21 protein-coding genes and 1 tRNA gene are annotated in these 19308 nt (G+C 32.4%); 5 read left to right on the top strand and 17 right to left on the bottom strand.

What is annotated here, in order from left to right:
• Nucleotides 1-67: 67 nt before the first annotated feature.
• From hpf to recJ, 17 genes are all read right to left on the bottom strand, one after another.
• The gene (gene hpf, locus BUB65_RS02995) at nt 68-598 is read right to left on the bottom strand and encodes a ribosome hibernation-promoting factor, HPF/YfiA family (protein ID WP_073072053.1); all 531 of its coding nucleotides are present in this window, start codon (nt 596-598) and stop codon (nt 68-70) included.
• A 17-nt stretch (nt 599-615) separates the two neighbouring features.
• Entirely contained in the window at nt 616-1110 is a 495-nt protein-coding gene (locus BUB65_RS02990) for a hypothetical protein (protein ID WP_073072051.1), read from the bottom strand.
• A gap of 36 nt (nt 1111-1146) precedes the next feature.
• On the bottom strand, nt 1147-1974 hold the full coding sequence (locus BUB65_RS02985; RefSeq protein WP_073072049.1) for a DegV family protein: 828 nt from the start codon (nt 1972-1974) through the stop codon (nt 1147-1149).
• Between the two features lie 2 nt (nt 1975-1976).
• A complete protein-coding gene (locus BUB65_RS02980) occupies nt 1977-2258 on the bottom strand; it encodes a F0F1 ATP synthase subunit epsilon (RefSeq protein ID WP_073072046.1) in 282 nt (93 codons plus the stop codon).
• A 45-nt stretch (nt 2259-2303) separates the two neighbouring features.
• Nucleotides 2304-3713, bottom strand: a complete 1410-nt coding sequence (gene atpD / locus BUB65_RS02975) for a F0F1 ATP synthase subunit beta (protein WP_073072044.1) — start codon at nt 3711-3713, stop codon at nt 2304-2306.
• Between the two features lie 23 nt (nt 3714-3736).
• Entirely contained in the window at nt 3737-4558 is an 822-nt protein-coding gene (atpG, locus tag BUB65_RS02970; protein WP_073072042.1) for an ATP synthase F1 subunit gamma, read from the bottom strand.
• Nucleotides 4559-4564: 6 nt separating this feature from the next.
• On the bottom strand, nt 4565-6088 hold the full coding sequence (gene atpA, locus BUB65_RS02965) for a F0F1 ATP synthase subunit alpha (RefSeq protein WP_073072039.1): 1524 nt from the start codon (nt 6086-6088) through the stop codon (nt 4565-4567).
• Between the two features lie 4 nt (nt 6089-6092).
• Nucleotides 6093-6656, bottom strand: coding sequence for a F0F1 ATP synthase subunit delta (locus BUB65_RS02960; RefSeq protein WP_073072037.1), 564 nt, complete (start codon nt 6654-6656; stop codon nt 6093-6095).
• Complete coding sequence (atpF, locus tag BUB65_RS02955) at nt 6653-7138, bottom strand: F0F1 ATP synthase subunit B (protein WP_073072034.1); 486 nt, start codon at nt 7136-7138, stop codon at nt 6653-6655. Before atpF ends, BUB65_RS02960 begins: the two co-directional genes overlap by 4 nt.
• Nucleotides 7139-7153: 15 nt before the next feature.
• Complete coding sequence (locus BUB65_RS02950) at nt 7154-7405, bottom strand: F0F1 ATP synthase subunit C (RefSeq protein WP_073072031.1); 252 nt, start codon at nt 7403-7405, stop codon at nt 7154-7156.
• A 22-nt stretch (nt 7406-7427) separates the two neighbouring features.
• Complete coding sequence (gene atpB / locus BUB65_RS02945; protein WP_073072029.1) at nt 7428-8270, bottom strand: F0F1 ATP synthase subunit A; 843 nt, start codon at nt 8268-8270, stop codon at nt 7428-7430.
• On the bottom strand, nt 8254-8637 hold the full coding sequence (locus tag BUB65_RS02940; protein WP_073072027.1) for an ATPase: 384 nt from the start codon (nt 8635-8637) through the stop codon (nt 8254-8256). Before BUB65_RS02940 ends, atpB begins: the two co-directional genes overlap by 17 nt.
• Nucleotides 8618-8866 carry an AtpZ/AtpI family protein gene (locus BUB65_RS02935; RefSeq protein ID WP_073072014.1) on the bottom strand — a complete coding sequence of 83 codons (249 nt, stop codon included), beginning with the start codon at nt 8864-8866 and terminating at the stop codon, nt 8618-8620. Before BUB65_RS02935 ends, BUB65_RS02940 begins: the two co-directional genes overlap by 20 nt.
• On the bottom strand, nt 8863-9933 hold the full coding sequence (locus tag BUB65_RS02930) for a M24 family metallopeptidase (protein WP_073072012.1): 1071 nt from the start codon (nt 9931-9933) through the stop codon (nt 8863-8865). The genes BUB65_RS02935 and BUB65_RS02930 overlap by 4 nt, the downstream gene beginning before the upstream one ends.
• Before the next feature lie 22 nt (nt 9934-9955).
• Nucleotides 9956-10032: transfer RNA gene (locus tag BUB65_RS02925), tRNA-Arg, on the bottom strand.
• Nucleotides 10033-10042: 10 nt separating this feature from the next.
• On the bottom strand, nt 10043-10657 hold the full coding sequence (gene ruvX / locus BUB65_RS02920) for a Holliday junction resolvase RuvX (protein ID WP_073072010.1): 615 nt from the start codon (nt 10655-10657) through the stop codon (nt 10043-10045).
• Nucleotides 10658-10665: 8 nt separating this feature from the next.
• On the bottom strand, nt 10666-13596 hold the full coding sequence (recJ, locus tag BUB65_RS02915; protein ID WP_073072494.1) for a single-stranded-DNA-specific exonuclease RecJ: 2931 nt from the start codon (nt 13594-13596) through the stop codon (nt 10666-10668).
• A 238-nt stretch (nt 13597-13834) separates the two neighbouring features.
• Between recJ and BUB65_RS02910 the strand changes: the two genes are divergently transcribed.
• The 5 genes from BUB65_RS02910 to BUB65_RS02890 all read left to right on the top strand — a co-directional run bounded on the left by BUB65_RS02910 (nt 13835) and on the right by BUB65_RS02890 (nt 19287).
• Entirely contained in the window at nt 13835-14044 is a 210-nt protein-coding gene (locus BUB65_RS02910) for a hypothetical protein (RefSeq protein WP_073072008.1), read from the top strand.
• A gap of 11 nt (nt 14045-14055) precedes the next feature.
• Nucleotides 14056-14919 carry an Hsp33 family molecular chaperone HslO gene (gene hslO, locus BUB65_RS02905; protein ID WP_073072006.1) on the top strand — a complete coding sequence of 288 codons (864 nt, stop codon included), beginning with the start codon at nt 14056-14058 and terminating at the stop codon, nt 14917-14919.
• A gap of 1 nt (nt 14920) precedes the next feature.
• Nucleotides 14921-16162: a sensor histidine kinase gene (locus BUB65_RS02900; protein ID WP_073072004.1), complete on the top strand. Its 1242-nt coding sequence runs from the start codon at nt 14921-14923 to the stop codon at nt 16160-16162.
• A complete protein-coding gene (locus tag BUB65_RS02895; RefSeq protein WP_073072002.1) occupies nt 16152-17807 on the top strand; it encodes a formate--tetrahydrofolate ligase in 1656 nt (551 codons plus the stop codon). The genes BUB65_RS02900 and BUB65_RS02895 overlap by 11 nt, the downstream gene beginning before the upstream one ends.
• A gap of 196 nt (nt 17808-18003) precedes the next feature.
• On the top strand, nt 18004-19287 hold the full coding sequence (locus tag BUB65_RS02890; protein ID WP_073072000.1) for a Glu/Leu/Phe/Val family dehydrogenase: 1284 nt from the start codon (nt 18004-18006) through the stop codon (nt 19285-19287).
• The last annotated feature ends 21 nt before the right edge of the window (nt 19288-19308 follow it).

Raw genomic sequence — 19308 nt, 5'->3', positions numbered from 1 at the left:
CCTCCTTTTAAGTTATCATAAATATTTTACCACATAAAAAATTAAGCCCCATCTGGGGCTTAATCTATTATTCTTCAAACTCATACAAAACTAATTTTCCGTCTCTCCCTTTTATCAACATGTTAATCTCATTGGTATCCATATTTCTAAAAACAAAAAATTCATGTTTCATAATTTCCATCTGAGCTATAGCCTCGTCAATACTTGTAATCATTAAATTCACTCTTTTTACAGCTACTATTTTTTCATTTAACTCTTCTTCAGGCATTTCATCAGCAAAAGTTTCTCCCAATCCTTTAACATTTGCTTTATGACTAGGTCTTACATAATCTTTCTCTCTTTTCAATTTTTTTTCAAATGAATCTGACAATTTATCAATAACAACATAAATATCTGTATCAGATTCTGTCACTATTATATCTTTTCCAAGATAATGGATCATAAATTTTCCAACGAAGTTCACAGCATCTTTTTCAAATTTAATTTCTATATGGGCATTATCTTCCAAAAATCTGTCAATTTTTTCCAACCTCTTCTCAAGATAGTTTTTCATAGCATTTGTAAAATCAAAACCTTTTACCGAAATTCTGTAATCCATAAACTTCACCTCCAATTTTAAACATCATTTTTAAGTCTCATTCTCTCATTCACATCTGGAGCCAACTCCACTAAATAAAACGTAAAAGTTAATATTGTATATATCAACTTCAACCACGTATCAGATAATAATGTTTCCTCCTCGTTAACAACATTTCCAACACGTTTATTTATTGTTAATATTAATGATACCACAAGAATACCAGAAATTAAAAATAACCATGGAACAAAATACGACGCAAAACAGAATAAAACAAAAAGAATTAAGTACAAATAAAACACCGATTTATCTTTTTCCTCGTTTTTTAACAAAAATGCATTCCATTTCCATATTACCAAAGCATATCCTAAAACCCCTATTGTAAATATCGTGTTAGCTACTGTAAGAAAAGAAGAAAAAATACTTGCAAAAACATTGGAAGTAAATCCTATCGAAAAAAAGATAGCCACAAACACAATCAAATCTGTTCCGGGTAAAGACTTAGAAAACAACCTAGTTAAATGTTTGTCCATATTTTCGGAGGTAAACTCCTTCCCCCCTCTTTATTTTTAGTACTTGCTAACAACAAGTCCGAAAAGTTCAGGACCAGTATGCACCCCTACAGCGGCACTTATTTGTGCTACTACATCTTTTATACCAAAATGTTTTTTAATATCATCTACGTACTTTATAAACTTTTTGCTACCATATCCAACCATTAAGTACGGATCCTTTAATCCTCTTTCCTTTATAAACTCTTCAGCCTTTTCAATTATTTTTTCTGACAAAGACGTAAGTTTTCTAGCCATCCCTACAGATTCAACTTCACCCTCTTCATTTACTGTCAAAATAGGTTTTATTCTTAATACTCTTCCAAGTAATGCTTTTGCTTTCCCTATTCTTCCACCTTTTTCTAAAAAGTCCAAAGTCATTACTCCAAAAAAGATCCTGGTATTTTTCTTTATTTCATTTACTAATTCCTGAGTAATTTGTTTGCCTTTTTCCAAAAAATGAACAATTCCCCTATATATTGCATATGATTCAAAGCTAGCTGCTTTTAAATCTAAAACCGTTACTTTATCAGCTAGAGGTTCACAAACAGCTTTAAACATGTTATATGTACCACTGAGTTTGCTTGATATTGATAATACATATATATGATCGTATTCTTTGTACAGTCTATTTATTAAATCTTCAAATTCTTTAGGATTTGGAAGAGAAGTAGAAAAATCTTTTGCGATTTCCAGCATATCATAAAATTGATCTATTGTCATACTCACTTTATCTACATACTCTTTTCCATCTATATATACTCTTAATGGCGCATAATATATTGGGTATTTTAGCTTGACATTAACGGGCATATCAAAAGATGAATCAACCACAAATGCAATCATAATCATCCCCCCATATAAATATGTGGATCCATATCCTTAGGAATTTTAACCCCCTTAGTAACTATTATAACATTTTTACCATCACAATGTACAAAGCCGTCATCTATCATATATTTGTATTCATTATTTTCATCTTTAGCTATAAGTTTATCAACTTTTAATTTTCCGATCATAGGAGCTCTCTTATCCAAAATTCCCATTTCGCCTTCAACAGTTCTAAAAGTTACTATTTTTACTTCTTTTTCAAATATTAGACCATCAGGAGAAAAAATTTTCAAAATCAAATCAACACCTCCCAACAAATGCGTGAGCCAACGGCCCACGCATTTTTATTTCTTCAGTTTGTTAGCCTTTTCAACTGCCTCATCAATAGTTCCGACCATATAAAACGCCATTTCTGGAAGATCATCATATTTTCCTTCAAGTATCTCTTTAAATCCTCTTACTGTTTCACTAATTGGAACGTACTTTCCGGGTATATTACTAAATTTTTCCGCAACATGAACTGGTTGACTTAAGAATCTTTCAATTTTTCGCGCTCTTTGAACTATTATTTTATCTTCCTCTGACAATTCTTCCATACCAAGTATAGCAATTATATCTTGCAAATCTTTATATCTTTGAAGTATTTCTTGCACTCCTCTAGCAACTCTGTAGTGCTCCTCACCAACAATATTTGGATCAAGAATTTTTGATGTTGAATCGAGAGGATCGACTGCTGGATATAGACCAAGAGCTGCTCTCCTTCTGGAAAGAACCACAGTTGCATCAAGATGAGTAAATGTAGTCGCTGGAGCAGGGTCAGTAATGTCATCAGCAGGAACATAAATTGCTTGAACTGAAGTAATAGAACCATTTTTCGTTGATGTAATTCTTTCTTGAAGTTCACCCATATCTGTTGCTAAAGTTGGTTGATAACCAACAGCTGAAGGCATACGACCAAGCAAAGCAGAAACTTCACTACCAGCTTGAACAAATCGGAATATATTATCAATAAATAAAAGCACATCTTTTCCTTCAACATCCCTGAAATATTCAGCAATTGTAAGAGCAGATAAAGCAACTCTAAATCTTGCTCCTGGTGGTTCGTTCATTTGCCCGAAAACAAGGACAGTATTATCTAAAACGTCAGCTTCTTGCATTTCAAGATAAAGTTCATTTCCTTCCCTGGTTCTTTCTCCAACTCCTGCAAACATTGAAAAACCATGGTGTTCAATTGCAATATTTCTAATAAGTTCCATAACTAGAACAGTTTTTCCAACACCTGCTCCCCCAAAAAAGCCTATTTTTCCTCCTTTGGGAAATGGAGCTAGAAGGTCGATGACTTTTATACCTGTTTCAAGAATTTCAACTGAAGTTGATTGTTCAGTAATTGAAGGTGGATTTCTGTGAATTGGCCAAAATTCTACGTCGGTTTTTACTTCGCCTCGGTCATCAATGGGTTCACCTATAACATTAAACATCCTACCTAAAACACCTTTTCCAACTGGTACCTTTATAGGTTCTCCTGTATTTTCTACTTCAAGACCTCTCATTAGACCATCAGTTGTATCAAGAGCAACTGTTCTAACGGCATTATCACCAATAAGCTGCTCGACTTCCAAAACAAGTTCTTTTCCAGTTTGAGGATTTATTACAATCAAAGCATCATATATATCTGGTAATTCTCCTTCTTCGAATTGTACATCAACTACTGGACCTATAACTCTTATTATTTTTCCTTTTGACTTTTTTGACACTTTATACCACGCTCCTTATTTAATTATTCCTCCTGTAACGCTTGAGCACCAGAAACTATTTCAATAAGTTCTTGGGTAATTGATGCTTGTCTTTCTTTATTTAACTCTAAAGTCAAATCCCTTATGACCTCTTCGGCATTTTCTGTTGCATTTCTCATTGCATTTTGTCTTGCATATAATTCACTAACTTTTGTTTCGTAAGCCAATGAATAGATACTAGCTGAAACATAAAATTGTAACAACGATGCCGTGAGTTCTTCTACATTTGGTTCATATTCATATCTTGACTCTTTTAAACTCTTCTTCTCTAAAGGTGTCACCTTTATTACCTCAGGTTTTTGCATTAATCTGTTCTTAAAATGACCGTATACTATATAAACGCTTCCTACATTATCATTCAATAAATCCAACATTACTGTATTAGCAAAATCAAAAGTTGGAACATCATAAACTCTCTCATATATTCTCTTTGTTTTTTCATTTTTTCTAAAGTAAGGTGTTGTTTTTGTCCCAACTGAATAAACATAATCAATGTTTTCTTTTTCGATCACATACAAAGCAAATCTTGCAATTTCAGCAGGAAAAGCTCCACAAAGACCCATATCAGTTGACAAAACTACTAAAGCTTTTTTACCTTGCCCCGTCAAAAAAGGATGATTTCCTTCTAGTTCAACATTCTCAATCAACCTTTTTGTTTCTCTCAAAAATTCTCTAACATTTTGCAGTTTTTTCTCGATCTTTTTTACTCTTGCTGTTGCAACCATTTCCATAGCTTTTGTAATCTTTTTCAAAGATTCCGTAGATTGGACTCTTCTTTTGATCTGTAAAAGTTTTCCTCTGCTCATCGTTTATCACTTCCCAAGAAACTTGAGAAAATCGCTTCTAAATTCTTCAATAGCTTTCCTAAGTTCATTTTCAATTTCCTCAGTTAAAACTTTTTCTTCTTTTATTTTATTTAAAATCTCCTGTTTATTTTCATGTATAAATTGTAAAAATCTTTTCTCAAATGTTTGCACCATTTCCACAGGAATATCATCAAGATATCCATTTATACCGGCAAATAAAACCACAACTTGTTCTTCAACTTCAAGAGGCGAATACTGTTCTTGTTTCATTAATTCCATAAGTCTTTGTCCTCTGATAATTTGAGCTTGCGTAGCAGAATCAAGCTCTGTTGCAAATTGAGCAAATGTTTCAAGTTCTTGATATTGTGCAAGATCAAGTTTCAAGGAACCAGCTACTTGTTTCATAGCTTTAACCTGTGCTGCACCACCAACACGTGAAACTGACAAACCAATATTAACCGCTGGTCTTTGACCAGCATAGAATAGTGATGGTTCAAGGTATATCTGTCCATCTGTAATAGAAATAACATTTGTAGGAATATATGCCGATATATCATTTGCTTGAGTTTCAATAATTGGTAATGCAGTTAAAGAACCACCACCGTATTTTTCATCAAGTCTGGCAGCTCTTTCAAGAAGTCTTGAATGAAGATAAAATACATCACCCGGATAAGCTTCTCTTCCTGGAGGCCTTCTCATAAGAAGTGACAGTTGTCTGTAAGCAACTGCATGCTTTGACAAATCATCGTAGATTACAAGCGCATCTTTTCCATTATACATAAAATATTCTCCCATTGCACAACCTGCATATGGTGCTATGTATTGTAAAGCTGCATTATCAGCAGCACTTGCAACAACAACGGTAGTATATTCCATTGCTCCGTGCTGTTTTAGCTTATCAACTATTCTTGCTACCGCAGATGCTTTTTGTCCAATTGCAACATAGATACAATAAACTCCCTTTCCTTTTTGGTTAATAATCGTATCTATTACAATAGCAGTTTTACCCGTTTGTCTATCTCCAATTATCAATTCTCTTTGACCTCTACCAATGGGAATAAGAGCATCTATCAACTTGATACCAGTCTGTAAAGGAGTATCAACCGGTTTTCTATAAATAACACCAGGTGCTTTTACTTCCACATCTCTATACTCACTTGTTTCAATTGGACCTAAACCATCAACAGGTTCTCCAAGAGGATTAACAACCCTTCCAAGGAGACTTTCACCAACTGGTACTTGCATAATTCTTTTCAGTCTTTTTACAGTATGACCTTCTTTTATATTTCTGTAGTCGCCTAAAATGATGATACCTACATTATCTTCTTCAAGATTGAATGCTATACCTATCGTTCCAGTTTCAACAAATTCTATCATTTCATTAGTCATTACATTATTTAAACCGTACGCTCTTGCAATTCCATCTCCAACTTGAATAACAGTCCCAACGTCTTCCAAATTCATATCCTCTTTAAAATTCTCTATCTTAGTTTCCAGAACTTTTACAAGTTCTCCGGGATTTATTCTCAAAATTTCACCCCTTCCTTAAGGAAAAAACTTCTCTACCAATTTTTTCAAGTCTTCCTTTTATACTTATATCCAATCTTTTTCCAGCAAACTCTAAAATTATTCCAGCAATTAAATCTTCATCAATCTCTTTCTCAAATATCGGTTCTCTTTCCGTATACTTTCTTACAAATTCAATTAAAACTTTTTCTTCTTCCTCACTCAATTTAGTGGCACTTACAACTTTTACTGGTATTTTGTTTTCAACTTCTATAGCAGCATATTTATACATCAAAGCAATTTGTGGAATATATTTTTGTCTTTTATTCTCAAAAACAATTTCCACAAATTTTTTAAAAATATCATCGTATTGTGCTTCTTTGGTTTGACTTAATACTTCTTTATAAATAATTTCTAAAAATTCCATCTTTTTTTCTATTTTCTCAGTTGGATTATTTAAAAAACTAGAAAAATTTGTATATATCATATTTAAGATATTAAGTAACACTTTATAATTTTCTATTTTTTGAAGTTTTTTAGCTACAATTAAAAGTGCCTTTACATACTTCCCAGCTACTATCGAATACCTCATTTTTCAGACCCCTTTAAAACTTTCATTAAATATTCTTTTTTTGCTTTTTCATCAAGGGTCCCTTTCAAAATCTTCATCGCTAATACAATTGCTATCTCTCCAACCTTTTGCTCAACTTCAGAAAGCATTTCCGACCTTTCACGTTCGATTTGTTCTCTTGCAGAAACCAATATTTTACTTGCTTCATCTTCTGCTCGTTTTCTAGCTTCCATGATTATTCTCTCAGCTTCTTCCTTAGCCTTTTTTATTATCTCGTCAGATTTATCCCTTATTTCCTGTAACTCTTTCGCTGATTGCTCTTTTAGCATTTCTGCTTCTTTTCTTAAACTTTCAGCTTTTTTTATTTCTCCTTCAATTTTTTCTTTTCTAGCTTCAGTAACCTCAAAATATTTATCATACAAGAATTTTTTCAACACATACAAAAGCAGTAAAAAACTCATCAGTTGAACAACTGATGTTAAATTAATTTCAAACATTTCCATTTAAATCGCCTCGCATTATAATGAAAGTAAGATTAAGAAAGCAATAAGAAGTGAATATATACCAGTTGATTCTGCAACAGCGTCTGCAATAAGCATACGTGTTGTGATCGTTCCAATTAACTCCGGTTGCCTTGCCATGGCATCCATTGCATGTGCACCAATGTTACCTTCACCTATACCAGGACCGATAGCACCCAATCCCATTGCTAAACCTGCACCAATTGCTTTACCTACAACTATGAGAGCTTCTGATAAACTGTTATCCATGATATCTACCTCCTTGATAAATTTATGATATTTGTATTGATATGTATGCAACTGCTAACATTGAGAACACCAAAGCTTGAATTAAACCAACAAATAACCCAAAAAATCCCCAGAAAACTACTGGCAAGAATAGGTATTTTACCATATATGAAAGAATAAAAGTCAAAATTGCTCCACCACCAATATTTCCAAAAAGCCTCAACGAATGCGAAAGTGGTTTTGCAAGTTCTCCAATAACGTTCATAGGAAACATTATAGGATTCGGTTCAAACCATGACTTTAACCAACCCTTTATTCCTTTAACTTTAATAGCAAAAGCATGACTTATAAAAAACACCATGATAGCATATGTCAAATTGGTATTTAAATCTGCAGTGGGAGCAAAAAATGTATCAGAAAATAAAGTAAATTTCACGCTTCCTGCTGAAAGTGAAACATTTATTCCTGGGACAGCTCCACCTAAAATATTTGAAACAGCAATGTAGATAAACAAAGTGGTTGAAATAATAAAGGTAGGCTTAACAAAGCGTGGATCGTCAATAACACTTTCTACTATTTCATACATAAAATCAAGTATAGATTCTGTAAAAGATTGCTTTCTATCAGGAATTATCTTAAAGTTTTTCCCCACTTTAACAGCAAAGATAATTAAACCTATTATTATTGCCCAGCTCATAATTATTGTCAACGGATTCAATCTAGTGTACCAAGCACTTTTTTCTGAAATTTGCACAATCCATCTACTTGCAATCCCTTGGGTAACCTCTTTCGTATCTTTTGGGACAAAGTAAATTGCATTAACTATTCCTATAGCAAAATAAATAGCTAAAAAAATTATCAAACCTTTTTTAGCTCTTTTTTTCACGTCGGTCACCTCCGAACAGAAAGCCTGCTATATACGCTGCTAGTTTTACATTTATTAACCCCAGAAATACACTAATAACAGCTAAAGTTTTCTTTTCAAAAAGAGAAGCTCCAAGTAAAAAAAGACTTGCCGAGAAAAGATATCTAATATAAAATCCCTTTGTAGTTCTTTTCTTCTTATTATACATATTAATTATGTCACGGTATAATGAATACGTGTACAAAATCGCCCCAAATGTTCCCAAACTGTAACAAATTAAAAACACTTTACTTTTTACTGTAAACAAAGAGATCACAGTTACCAAAACGTACACAGTGATTATAACATATATAATTTTTTTAAAAAAACTACTTTCTGCGTTTTTCAATCCTCTCAACTTCCTTTAAAAGTTGTTTTACTCCATTATATATTCCAGAAATTGCTCCAAAGAATAAAAATATTATTACAAATAACTTTTCTGTTTTAAACAGCCAATCAAATATCCTACCCAAAAAATATCCTACTATTATATTTCCTAGTACAGTCGTTCCAAATACAAGAACAAGATTTAACTTTACAATTTCTTTTCCTATGTTATCTTTATTATTTTTCTTCATATTACAAAAATGTTTCGGGGCAAACTACTTAAAACTTCGCATCCGTTATCTGTTACAAGAATATCATCCTCAATCCTTATTCCAAACTCATTAGGAAGATATATCCCTGGTTCAACCGTTACAACTGAATTCGTAGGAATTACTTTCTTATACGTTGGTCCAAACCTTGGTTCTTCATGGACTTCTAAACCTATTCCATGACCGAGTGAATGGCCAAAATACTCTCCGTATCCTTTTTTCTCAATATACTCTCTTGCCATGTTATCTACTGTTGCACCGGTTAAACCCGATTTCACACCGTTTATTGCTCTCTCTTGAGCTTCAATAACTATTTTGTGAATTTCTTTCACTTTTTCATCTGGTTCACCTATGCAAAACACCCTGGTTAAATCACTTACATACCCTTTGTAAATTGCACCCCAATCAACAACTACAGGTTCTCCTTTCTCAATTTTTTTCTCACTAGCTATACCATGTGGGAGGGCCCCACGCCAACCAGATGCTACAATTGTTTCAAACGCAATCTTATCAGCACCCAAAAGTTTCATTTGGTATTCTAAGTACGCTGCTACTTCCTTCTCAGTTATACCAGGCTTTATTATTTCAAGTGTCATTTTAAAAGCTTCTTCAGCTATATAAATAGCTTTTCTGATTTTTTCAATCTCAATTTCATTTTTGACAGCTCTTAAATTTAACAGTTCATTAGTGACGTCTACATAATTAATATCCAAACTTTCTTTTAAAGATTCAAATAATGCTAAAGAAATTTTACTTTTCTCGATGCCGACACTTTTCACATCTAATTTTCTCAACGTTTCCACAACTAAATTTATTAACTTTTGACTTCCTTGAAATTTTATAAGATCAAATTCCGTTTCAAGTTTTACTTGTTCCCAATATCTTGAATCAGTAATTATAATTCTTCTATCTTTTGTAAATAAAACTACCGAAAAACTCCCGGAAAAACCTGATATAAATCTAGTAGTTGCATTATTCGAATTTTCAATGTTTATAACTAACAACGCGTCAATGTTTTTTTCATTCAACAAATTATTTAACTTTTCCACGGAATTTCCCCCTTTCATTTTTTGGTGTGCCTGGCGGGAATTGAACCCGCAACCTCTGGATCCGGAGTCCAGTGCTCTATCCAATTGAGCTACAGGCACAAACCCAAACCTATATCACTAACAATTGCCCATCGCTTTTTAAATATTTACCTACTTTATCTTTATCCTCTCTTTGAGTAATTATTAAATCATATTTTTCTACAATTGTATCGGGATTCCCAAATACAAAATTGCCTTTTTTCATATGTAAATAAGCTAAAGAATAATTTTTGGTACAAACATCACCTTTCAAATTTTTAATAGGTAAACTTTCGTAGTATAACACTTTTCCAGGAACTTCTATCTTTCTTTCTTCTAATTCCTTTAAAAGCCTAAATTCCTGAGCAACTTTTGGATTAGATATATAATCTAGGAATATTTGTCTTGCACTAAAAGTGTCATCTTCTTTTATACCGAAAGATGCCGCCATCGAAGTTGTTAACCTTTCATCATATAAGAAAACTTTAAAACCTTTTCTTAAAAGCTTTTCGGCATACTTTAATACTTTATAACTTTGAGTGGAATAATTTCCACTCATAGACAAAGGAAAACCTAAAACTACTTCTTTGAAATTTTTTAAAATATTATTTAACTCACTTCTTTTGACAGTACCACTTTTTCTAATAAACTTCTCGCCAAAAGCATAACCACATTTGCTTTCTCCATAATCAATTGCAATTATCAATTTCTCACCTACAATTGTAAAAATACATCGTACATATCCCTTTCCTCTATCATCTTATAAATATCTTTTACAGGTGTATTTAATAGCCTCATTGTATATTTTTCAAAATATGGTATTTCAACTTCTCGTTCTTTAAGTCTTAAAATTGGTCTCTTTTCTTTAAAATCTTTTATTATCGATTTTAAAACTTTCAAAGGTATTTTTCGCTCTTCAGATAATTTCCTAATCGTTTCTTCATCTATTATATTCTTACTTTCAATCACTTGCAAAACTTCTTTCACTGTTTTCTCATCCGGGAATATGTTTCTAAGATGTCTCAATCTTCGTTGTGCATCCTCTTTGTTGTAAAAAAGTTGTAAAATTGAATATGAGTCTCCAGAAACGGCGTCAATTAATTCTTTAATTGTTAAAGGAAAATCATATAATCTTATTTCAACACCGTTTTGGAGCATTGAAGGTAAACCATCAGAATTTGTAGAACATACAATTTTTTTAATCCTTCTTTTTTTTACAAGAGTACTTATTGCACGTTTTTGGAAAGGTTCAAGGATAGGGCTGTAAAAAACCAAATCTTTGTAATAAAATCCATTTTTAATTAGTTTTTCATAAAATTTTGTTACGTACGAGAAATTAGAAAATAAGAATGCTATTGCTTCAGAATCATGTTTGACGGTTTTATCACTTTCTCTTCTATCTTCCAAACCAAAATTTAATTTCTTTTCCTCGATGTATAATGGTAAATTTGTTTCAAATTTATACAAAGAAGTTATAATAACTTCTTTTTTACTTATCTTTGAAATGAGCTTTGAAAATAGATCATAAGAAAGAGAAGAAAGAAATTGAATTTCATTCAAAACAATGAAATCAAAATCATCAATATTGATTTCTCCTTCGATAACCATTATTGCATTTGTAATTACATGACTTGAATATTTTCTACTTAATGAATTGACAAATGAAAGTTCCTGCGGTGAATGCCTAGACAAACTTTCATAGACGTGAAGGGCATCTATATTTGTGGAATTCACTATAAGTGTTCGCCCTTTCCGCATTAAAAGCATTAAAAACGCATTCCTGGTTGAAGGATCAGATTGTAAGACAAAAGGTCTATTAATATTAAGATACTTTTCGATTTTCTCATACCTTTGGGCAAGTTCATCGGAAGTTGAATAATGTTCAAAATCACTTGAATGCTGATTCTTCCAGTTATTTGTAAAAGAATATATAAAATACTTATCTTTATATTCTTCATCTGATGAAGAAGAAACTTTAAAATCAATAACATTCAATATTGGCCCAACACCATTTTGCCTAATATTTGCAGCAACATCTAGAGATGTTAAAAATGTTTGAATTGCTGGGATTTCGTTGTAGCTTTTTCTAAGTCCAAAACCAATTCCCTCAATTATCCGATTTTTACCTCTCAGGCTCATTCTTACATTTGTTCCACTACTTCCAAAAAACCTTATTTTGTCAACTACAGAATTCTTTATCATAAACACCGGTTCCGGGTTTCCATGTCCATATGGTTCGAGAAAACTCAAAGCATTTAATATTTCTTCGTCGATTTCATCTATTCCTAAAATTGCATCTATTTCTATTTTTGTATCCGATTTGAAAAATGTTTCATTAAATCGATTGGAAATTGCATCTATAAAGTCTTCTATCTTGCTTTCAGCTATACTAAAACCAACAGCCATCGGATGTCCACCAAATTCCTCAAAAAACTCCGAAAATTCACTTAATACCTCCAAAATATTAACCCCATCTACACTTCTACCTGAGCCCCTTCCTACTCCATCTTCAATTGTAATAACTAATGAAGGTTTGTTGTATCTTTGAACTAACTTCGTAGCAACAATACCTAAAACTCCCGCATGCCAATTTTTACTATAAACTACTAGAAGTGGAAGGTCTTTCAGATTTGATGTTTCAATCTTTTCAATAGCTTCTTCAAATATTTTATTTTCAATCTCTTGGCGGGTGAAATTATATCCCATCAAAATTTCCGCAAGTTGTTCTGCTGAAGAAATACTTTCCGTCATTATCAATTTGAAAGCATCTTCAGCAGAGTAGAGCCTTCCAGCAGCATTTAATTTCGGCGCAACCCTATATCCAATATCTTGACTAGAAATATTGGTGATATTCAATTTTTTCATCAATTGAACAAGTCCCACTCTTTTTGTATCATTCAACTTTTTTAAACCTTCTTTTACTATATATCTATTCTCATCAACTAGATCTACCATATCAGCTATTGTTCCCAGTGCTACTAAATCTAGTAAAGCATCTGTTTCTTCCCTTGGTATATCTAATTTCTCAGCAATTGCATTGATTAATTTATATGCCACTCCTACGCCAGCAAAATCTTTAAAAGGATATGGATCATCGTGTCTCTTAGGATCAACAACAGCATGTGCATTTGGTATCTTCTCTTTGACGGAGTGATGATCAGTAATAATTACGATCATTCCTAATTCTCTAGCTCTCTCGACTGCTTCAAAACTCGTGATTCCACAGTCAACACTCAATAAAACTTTATAACCTTTCTTTGCATACTCTTCAATCATATTCGGTTGAATTCCATATCCTTCATCTAACCTATTAGGAATGTAATAATCTACATTCCAACCAAATTTTCGTAAAAAGCTAACTAATGTTGCTGCACCAGTTATACCATCTACATCATAATCACCATAAACAAACACGGGATATTTTTTATCCCTAGCCATAAGTAAATAATTTACTGCTTTATCCATATCTTTTAATAAAAATGGCGAGCGAAGGTGGTCACGCTTCGGATAAATAAATCTATTAGCACTATTTAAATCTGTAAAACCTCTATTAATTAATAACTGAGCAGTTAAAAAAGGAACATTGAGTTCCTTTGAAAACTTTTCTACCAACTCCTTATTAATTTGTTTTAGTTCCCATTTCACTATCCTACTCCTTCCTTTTTTATTTTTTTTTATCCCTACTTTTTTCTTTACTATTTTACCACAACTTGAAAAATTTTTAAAGAAAAACCAAAATATTGAACCCAAATAAAAAAATAGTGTATAATATATTTAGCCCGCATTTTCTCCGCTTTTCTTTTTAAGTGTTCCAAAGTTCCACCAGTTCCATTATTCTTTTCTTAGTTTCACAGAATCGCAAAAAATCATAGGAGGTGGAAACATGAGGAACACACCGTTTTATTGGTTAGTTCTTTTAGGGGAAAATGAATACCATATATTACCAATTCTTTTTGTTCCTTCTCAAAAACATGTTGATCAAATTCTAGAAATTATTTATAAAAACAAATTACTTGATTTTGAAGTCAAAAAAGTAATGTTTTCCGACAATTTTGAAGCTGTTAAAGATGTAACCAACAAATATTTAAATTAAAGGGTGAAAAAATGTTAAAACACGGTATAGCTTATAACGCATTAGTTAGATTTTCTGTAATTGATAGTACACAATTAGTTGCTTTTGCACAAAAAAAACATGAATTATCTCCTTTACCAGCAGTTGCATTGGGACGCCTTTTAACTGGAGTTTCATTGATGATTCCATGGTTATCTGAAAAAGAAAGATTAACTTACATTATCGAAGGTCGTGGTGCACTCAAAAGCATTGTTGCTCAAGCTAAACATAATGGAAATATAAGAGGTTATATATCACCAACTATCTTAGATTACCAGTTGAATAAAGAAGGAAAATTTGATTTAAAATCGGCAATTGGAGGAGGAACTTTAAAAGTTGTTAGAGATTTAGGATTAAAACATCCTTACGTCACTCCTATTCCTTTAATTAGCGGAGAAATTGCGGAAGATTTAGCATACTATTTTACTGTTTCTGAACAAATTCCGTCTGCCATTGCACTAGGTGTCTTAATAGACAAAAATGGTATCAAAAAGGCAGGCGGAATTATTATCCAAATTCTCGACAAAAGTCTTGATAAAAAAATCATTGAAAAAATTGAAAAAAAGTTTAAAGAAATTACACCTATAAGTGATTTTCTATCAAATCACAGCCCTCTTGATGTAATAACTTATATTTTCGGAGACGCAATTGAACAAATACTTGAAAAAGAGGTAAAATTTAAATGTGATTGTTCAAAAGAAATAGCATACGAATCACTTAAAGTCTTGACTAAGGAAGATTTAAATTTTCTTTTAAATAAAGAAAAAACGGAAGTCGTCTGTAAATGGTGTAATACAAAATATTATTTCACAAAAAAAGAAATTGAAAAAATTAAACTTGAAAAGCTGGGGGATTAGTATGAGTTTAACTTCAAAAATTACTTATCTTACAACTTTAATAGTTGCTATCGTTTTATCAATTGTATTAATAACTTTCTATTTTTCAATTAGAACTGTTGCAATAAATTCAATAAAAAACGATTTGCGAGAATCTGCCACATTTTTAAACAAGCATGGGTTTGGTACCATGGAAAGAATAATGAGGGGAATGTTCCTGCAAAATTCCAAAAGAGATTTTTATCTCATTTATAACGGAGAAGTACTCTCCGATCCATATAATTTAGGATATTTAGATATAAAAATGAGTGGTTTACAAAAAATAGGTGATAGAACATTTTATTTTTTAAAAATAAATGAAAAAATGATAGTAGCTAAAGATATTACTCCAATAATGAGATTTTTAAATGATATTCGTATGCGATTTTTTCTTATATATATCTTGGCTGTTTCTTTAACAAGCTTTTTAACGTATATTGTTTCAAAAAATTCAATGAAACACCTTAAAAATTTTGTTACTGAACTCGCAAATATTAAAGGAAATGATCTTGGATTCAGATTTATTAAACCAAATACAAACGATGAAATAGATGAATTAGTTGAAAAATTCAATGAATTAATGGATAGAGTAGAAAAAAATTACAAACTCCAAGAAGAGTTCGTTTCAAATGTTTCTCATGAATTAAAAACACCTATAGCAAACCTTATTGGATATTCTGAGATGCTTAGGAGATGGGGTTACAAAGACAAAACCATTCTCGAAGAATCGGTAGAATCAATAAGGGAGACTGCATATAAAATGAAGGAACTAATAGAAAATATGTTGCTTTTATCTAAAAACTATCAACTTACAACAGAAAAAATTGACATGCGACCTTTAACAGAAAAAATAGTAAAACTTAAAGAAAAACAATATAATGTTAAAATATCTCTCAGCGGAAATGGGACAATTATTGCCAATAAAGAAGCTTTAGAAAGAATTATATCAAATCTCCTTGAAAATGCTATTCTTCATGGTAAACCACCATATGAGATAAAATTATCGGAAAATAAAATTGAAATAATTGATCACGGTCCTGGAATTAGTAAAGAAGAACAAGAAAAGATATTTGAAAGATTCTACAAATCGAGAAGCTCCAAAGGTCATGGATTAGGTCTCTTTCTTGTTAAACAACTTTGTAATCAGATGAATCTGAAAATCTCAATTGAAAGTAAGAATGGATATACGAAATTTGAAATAAGGGAGGATAGTCATGAAAAGTGACATTGACATTGCAAGAAAAGCTAATTTAAAAAATATTGAAGAAATAGCAAAACAAATAGGTATTAGTGACGAATTTCTAGAACCATTTGGAAAATACATTGCCAAAGTCGACACAAAAATACTTAAAACACTTGAAAACAAAAAAGATGGAAAATTAATACTTGTTACTGCAATGACTCCTACTCCAGCTGGTGAAGGAAAAACTACAACCAGTATAGGACTTTCGATGGCTCTAAATAAAATTGGAAAAAAATCTATAGTTACTTTAAGAGAACCTTCTTTAGGGCCCGTTTTCGGAATCAAAGGTGGAGCTGCTGGTGGAGGGTATTCGCAAGTTCTTCCAATGGAAAACATAAATCTTCATTTTACAGGTGATATTCATGCTGTTTCTGCTGCACACAATCTTCTGTCTGCCGTAATTGATGCCCATATTAAGTTTGGTAACGAACTTGGAATTGACCCAGCAAAGATATACTGGAAAAGAACTATGGATATGAATGATAGAGCATTAAGGCAGATTGTAGTTGGCCTTGGAGGTTCTGCAAACGGTTATCCTAGGGAAGATGGTTTTATTATAACAGCTGCATCTGAAATAATGGCAATTTTGTGTTTAGCAAAGGATATTACAGATCTAAAAGAAAGAATTTCAAATATCGTTGTTGCACAAAGTTATGATAAAAAACTCATTAAGGTTAAAGATTTAAAAATTCAAGGTGCAATGGCAGCACTGTTAAGAGATGCAATTAAACCCAACCTTGTGCAAACCATAGAAAATACTCCAGCTTTTATACATGGAGGTCCGTTTGCCAATATCGCTCACGGGACAAATAGTATCATCGCAACCAAAATGGCCCTAAAACTTGCAGACTATGTTGTTACAGAAGCTGGTTTTGCAGCCGATCTTGGTGCTGAAAAATTCCTTGATTTTGTTGCACCTACAGCGGGATACGATGTAAATGTTGTAGTTATAGTTGCCACTATTAAAGCATTAAAATATCATGGTGGATTAAAGAAAAATGAACTTGATAAAGAAAATGTTGAAGCAATGATAAAAGGATTAGAAAATTTAAAAACCCATATTGAAAATTTGAAAAAATACAACGTCCCTGTTGTTGTAACCCTTAATGTTTTCAATACCGACACTCAAAAAGAACTGGAAGAATTTTCAAAACATTGCGAAACACCCCATGCATTAGTTTACGCTTTTGAAAAAGGTGGCGAAGGTGCGATTGATCTTGCAAACCTTGTATTAGAAAATATTGTAGAGAATCAATATACACCTTTAATTAAAAATGATATGAGCCTTGAAGAAAAAATTAAGATTCTTGCAAAAGAAATTTACCGTGCTAGAGATGTTATTTACACAGATACTGCAAAGAGCAAACTAAGATTTCTAAAGAAACATGGTTATGACACCTTGCCAGTTATAATTGCAAAAACTCAATCCAGTATCTCAGATGATCCCAAGAAAATAAACGCTCCTAAAGACTACGATTTTACAATTAGAAATTTTGAACTTTCCGCTGGAGCAGGATTTGTTGTAGCTTTAGCAGGTGATATAATGAGAATGCCTGGACTTTCAAAAATTCCAAATGCTGTAAATATTGATATTGATGAAGATGGAAATATTGTTGGGTTATCATAAAACAATGTTAAGCTCCCTTAAGGGAGCTTTTTAATTTATAAAAAAAGCATAATTTAGCATACTAAAGAAATAGAATATATTTTGCCATAATTTGCAATTATGTTAGGATTTTCACAAAATATGAGTATTGAAAAAATCGTATTTCTACGTGATAATAAAGTTGAGTTTCTACAAAAAGTCAGGGAGGTATTTAAAAATGGAGATCAGCAAAATGGGAAATCTTAAAGCTCCTGGTCCACTTTATGAAATGGCTCAGCACCAATTTTTAAAAGCTGCTAAACTCATGGATTTAGATCCAAACATAGGTAACTTTCTACTTTGGCCCCAAAAATCACTTACAGTTCATTTTCCGGTAGTAATGGACGATGGCAGAGTTGAAATTTTTGAAGGATATAGAGTTCAACATAACACTGCAAGAGGACCAGCAAAGGGTGGTATAAGATATCATCCAGAAACAAACTTAGATGAAGTTTCTTCACTCGCATTCTGGATGACATGGAAATGTGCTGTGGTTAATCTTCCATATGGTGGAGGAAAAGGCGGAGTAAGAGTTGATCCATCCAAGTTATCAGAAAAAGAACTAGAAAAACTTAGCAGAAGATTTTTCTCAGAAATTCAAATGATGGTTGGACCAACAAAAGATATTCCCGCTCCAGATGTAAACACCAATGCAAAAATCATGGCATGGTACATGGATACTTTTAGCATGAACGTAGGTCAAACAACATTAGGTGTAGTAACCGGGAAACCTCTTGATCTTGGTGGTTCTGAAGGAAGACCTGAAGCAACAGGACGCGGCGTCGCAATCACTGCTTCAGAAGCTTGTAACGTAAGTGGTATTGATATTTCTAAAGCGACAGTTGCCATTCAAGGTTTTGGTAATGTTGGTTCTTTCTCTGCAAAGATTTTATCCGAAGAATATGGTGCAAAAATTGTTGCAGTAAGTGATGTATCTGGTGGCCTTTATAACCCCGAAGGTTTTGATATAGACGATTTGATCGCCTACAGAGATCAAAACGGTGGAATCATTAAAGGATATCCAAAAGGTACTCCAATCACTAATGAAGAACTCTTGACAATGAATGTAGATATCCTTGTCCCCGCTGCACTTGAAAATGCAATTACTGAAAAAATTGCAAATGACGTCAAAGCAAAGATTATTGTTGAAGGTGCAAATGGCCCTACTACTGAAGAAGCTGAAAAAATTCTCATTGAAAAAGATATACTCGTTGTTCCTGATATACTTGCAAACGCTGGTGGTGTCACAGTATCTTACTTTGAATGGGTCCAAGATTTACAAAGTCACTTCTGGGAAATTGAAGATATTAGAAGAAAGTTAACAAAAATCATGAAAAGATCTTTTGGAGAAGTATTTGCAACAAAACAAAAGTACAATACCGATATGAGAACAGCTGCTTACATAGTTGCAATTGGAAGAGTAGCAGAAGCTGTCAAAAAAAGAGGATATTTCCCAATGTAATAAAGAAGAAATATGGCCCTG

Source organism: Thermosipho atlanticus DSM 15807 (genome assembly GCF_900129985.1).
Taxonomy (GTDB): domain Bacteria; phylum Thermotogota; class Thermotogae; order Thermotogales; family Fervidobacteriaceae; genus Thermosipho_A; species Thermosipho_A atlanticus.
Note: the sequence above shows the minus strand (reverse complement) of the source record. Positions and strands in the feature narration are given on the sequence as shown.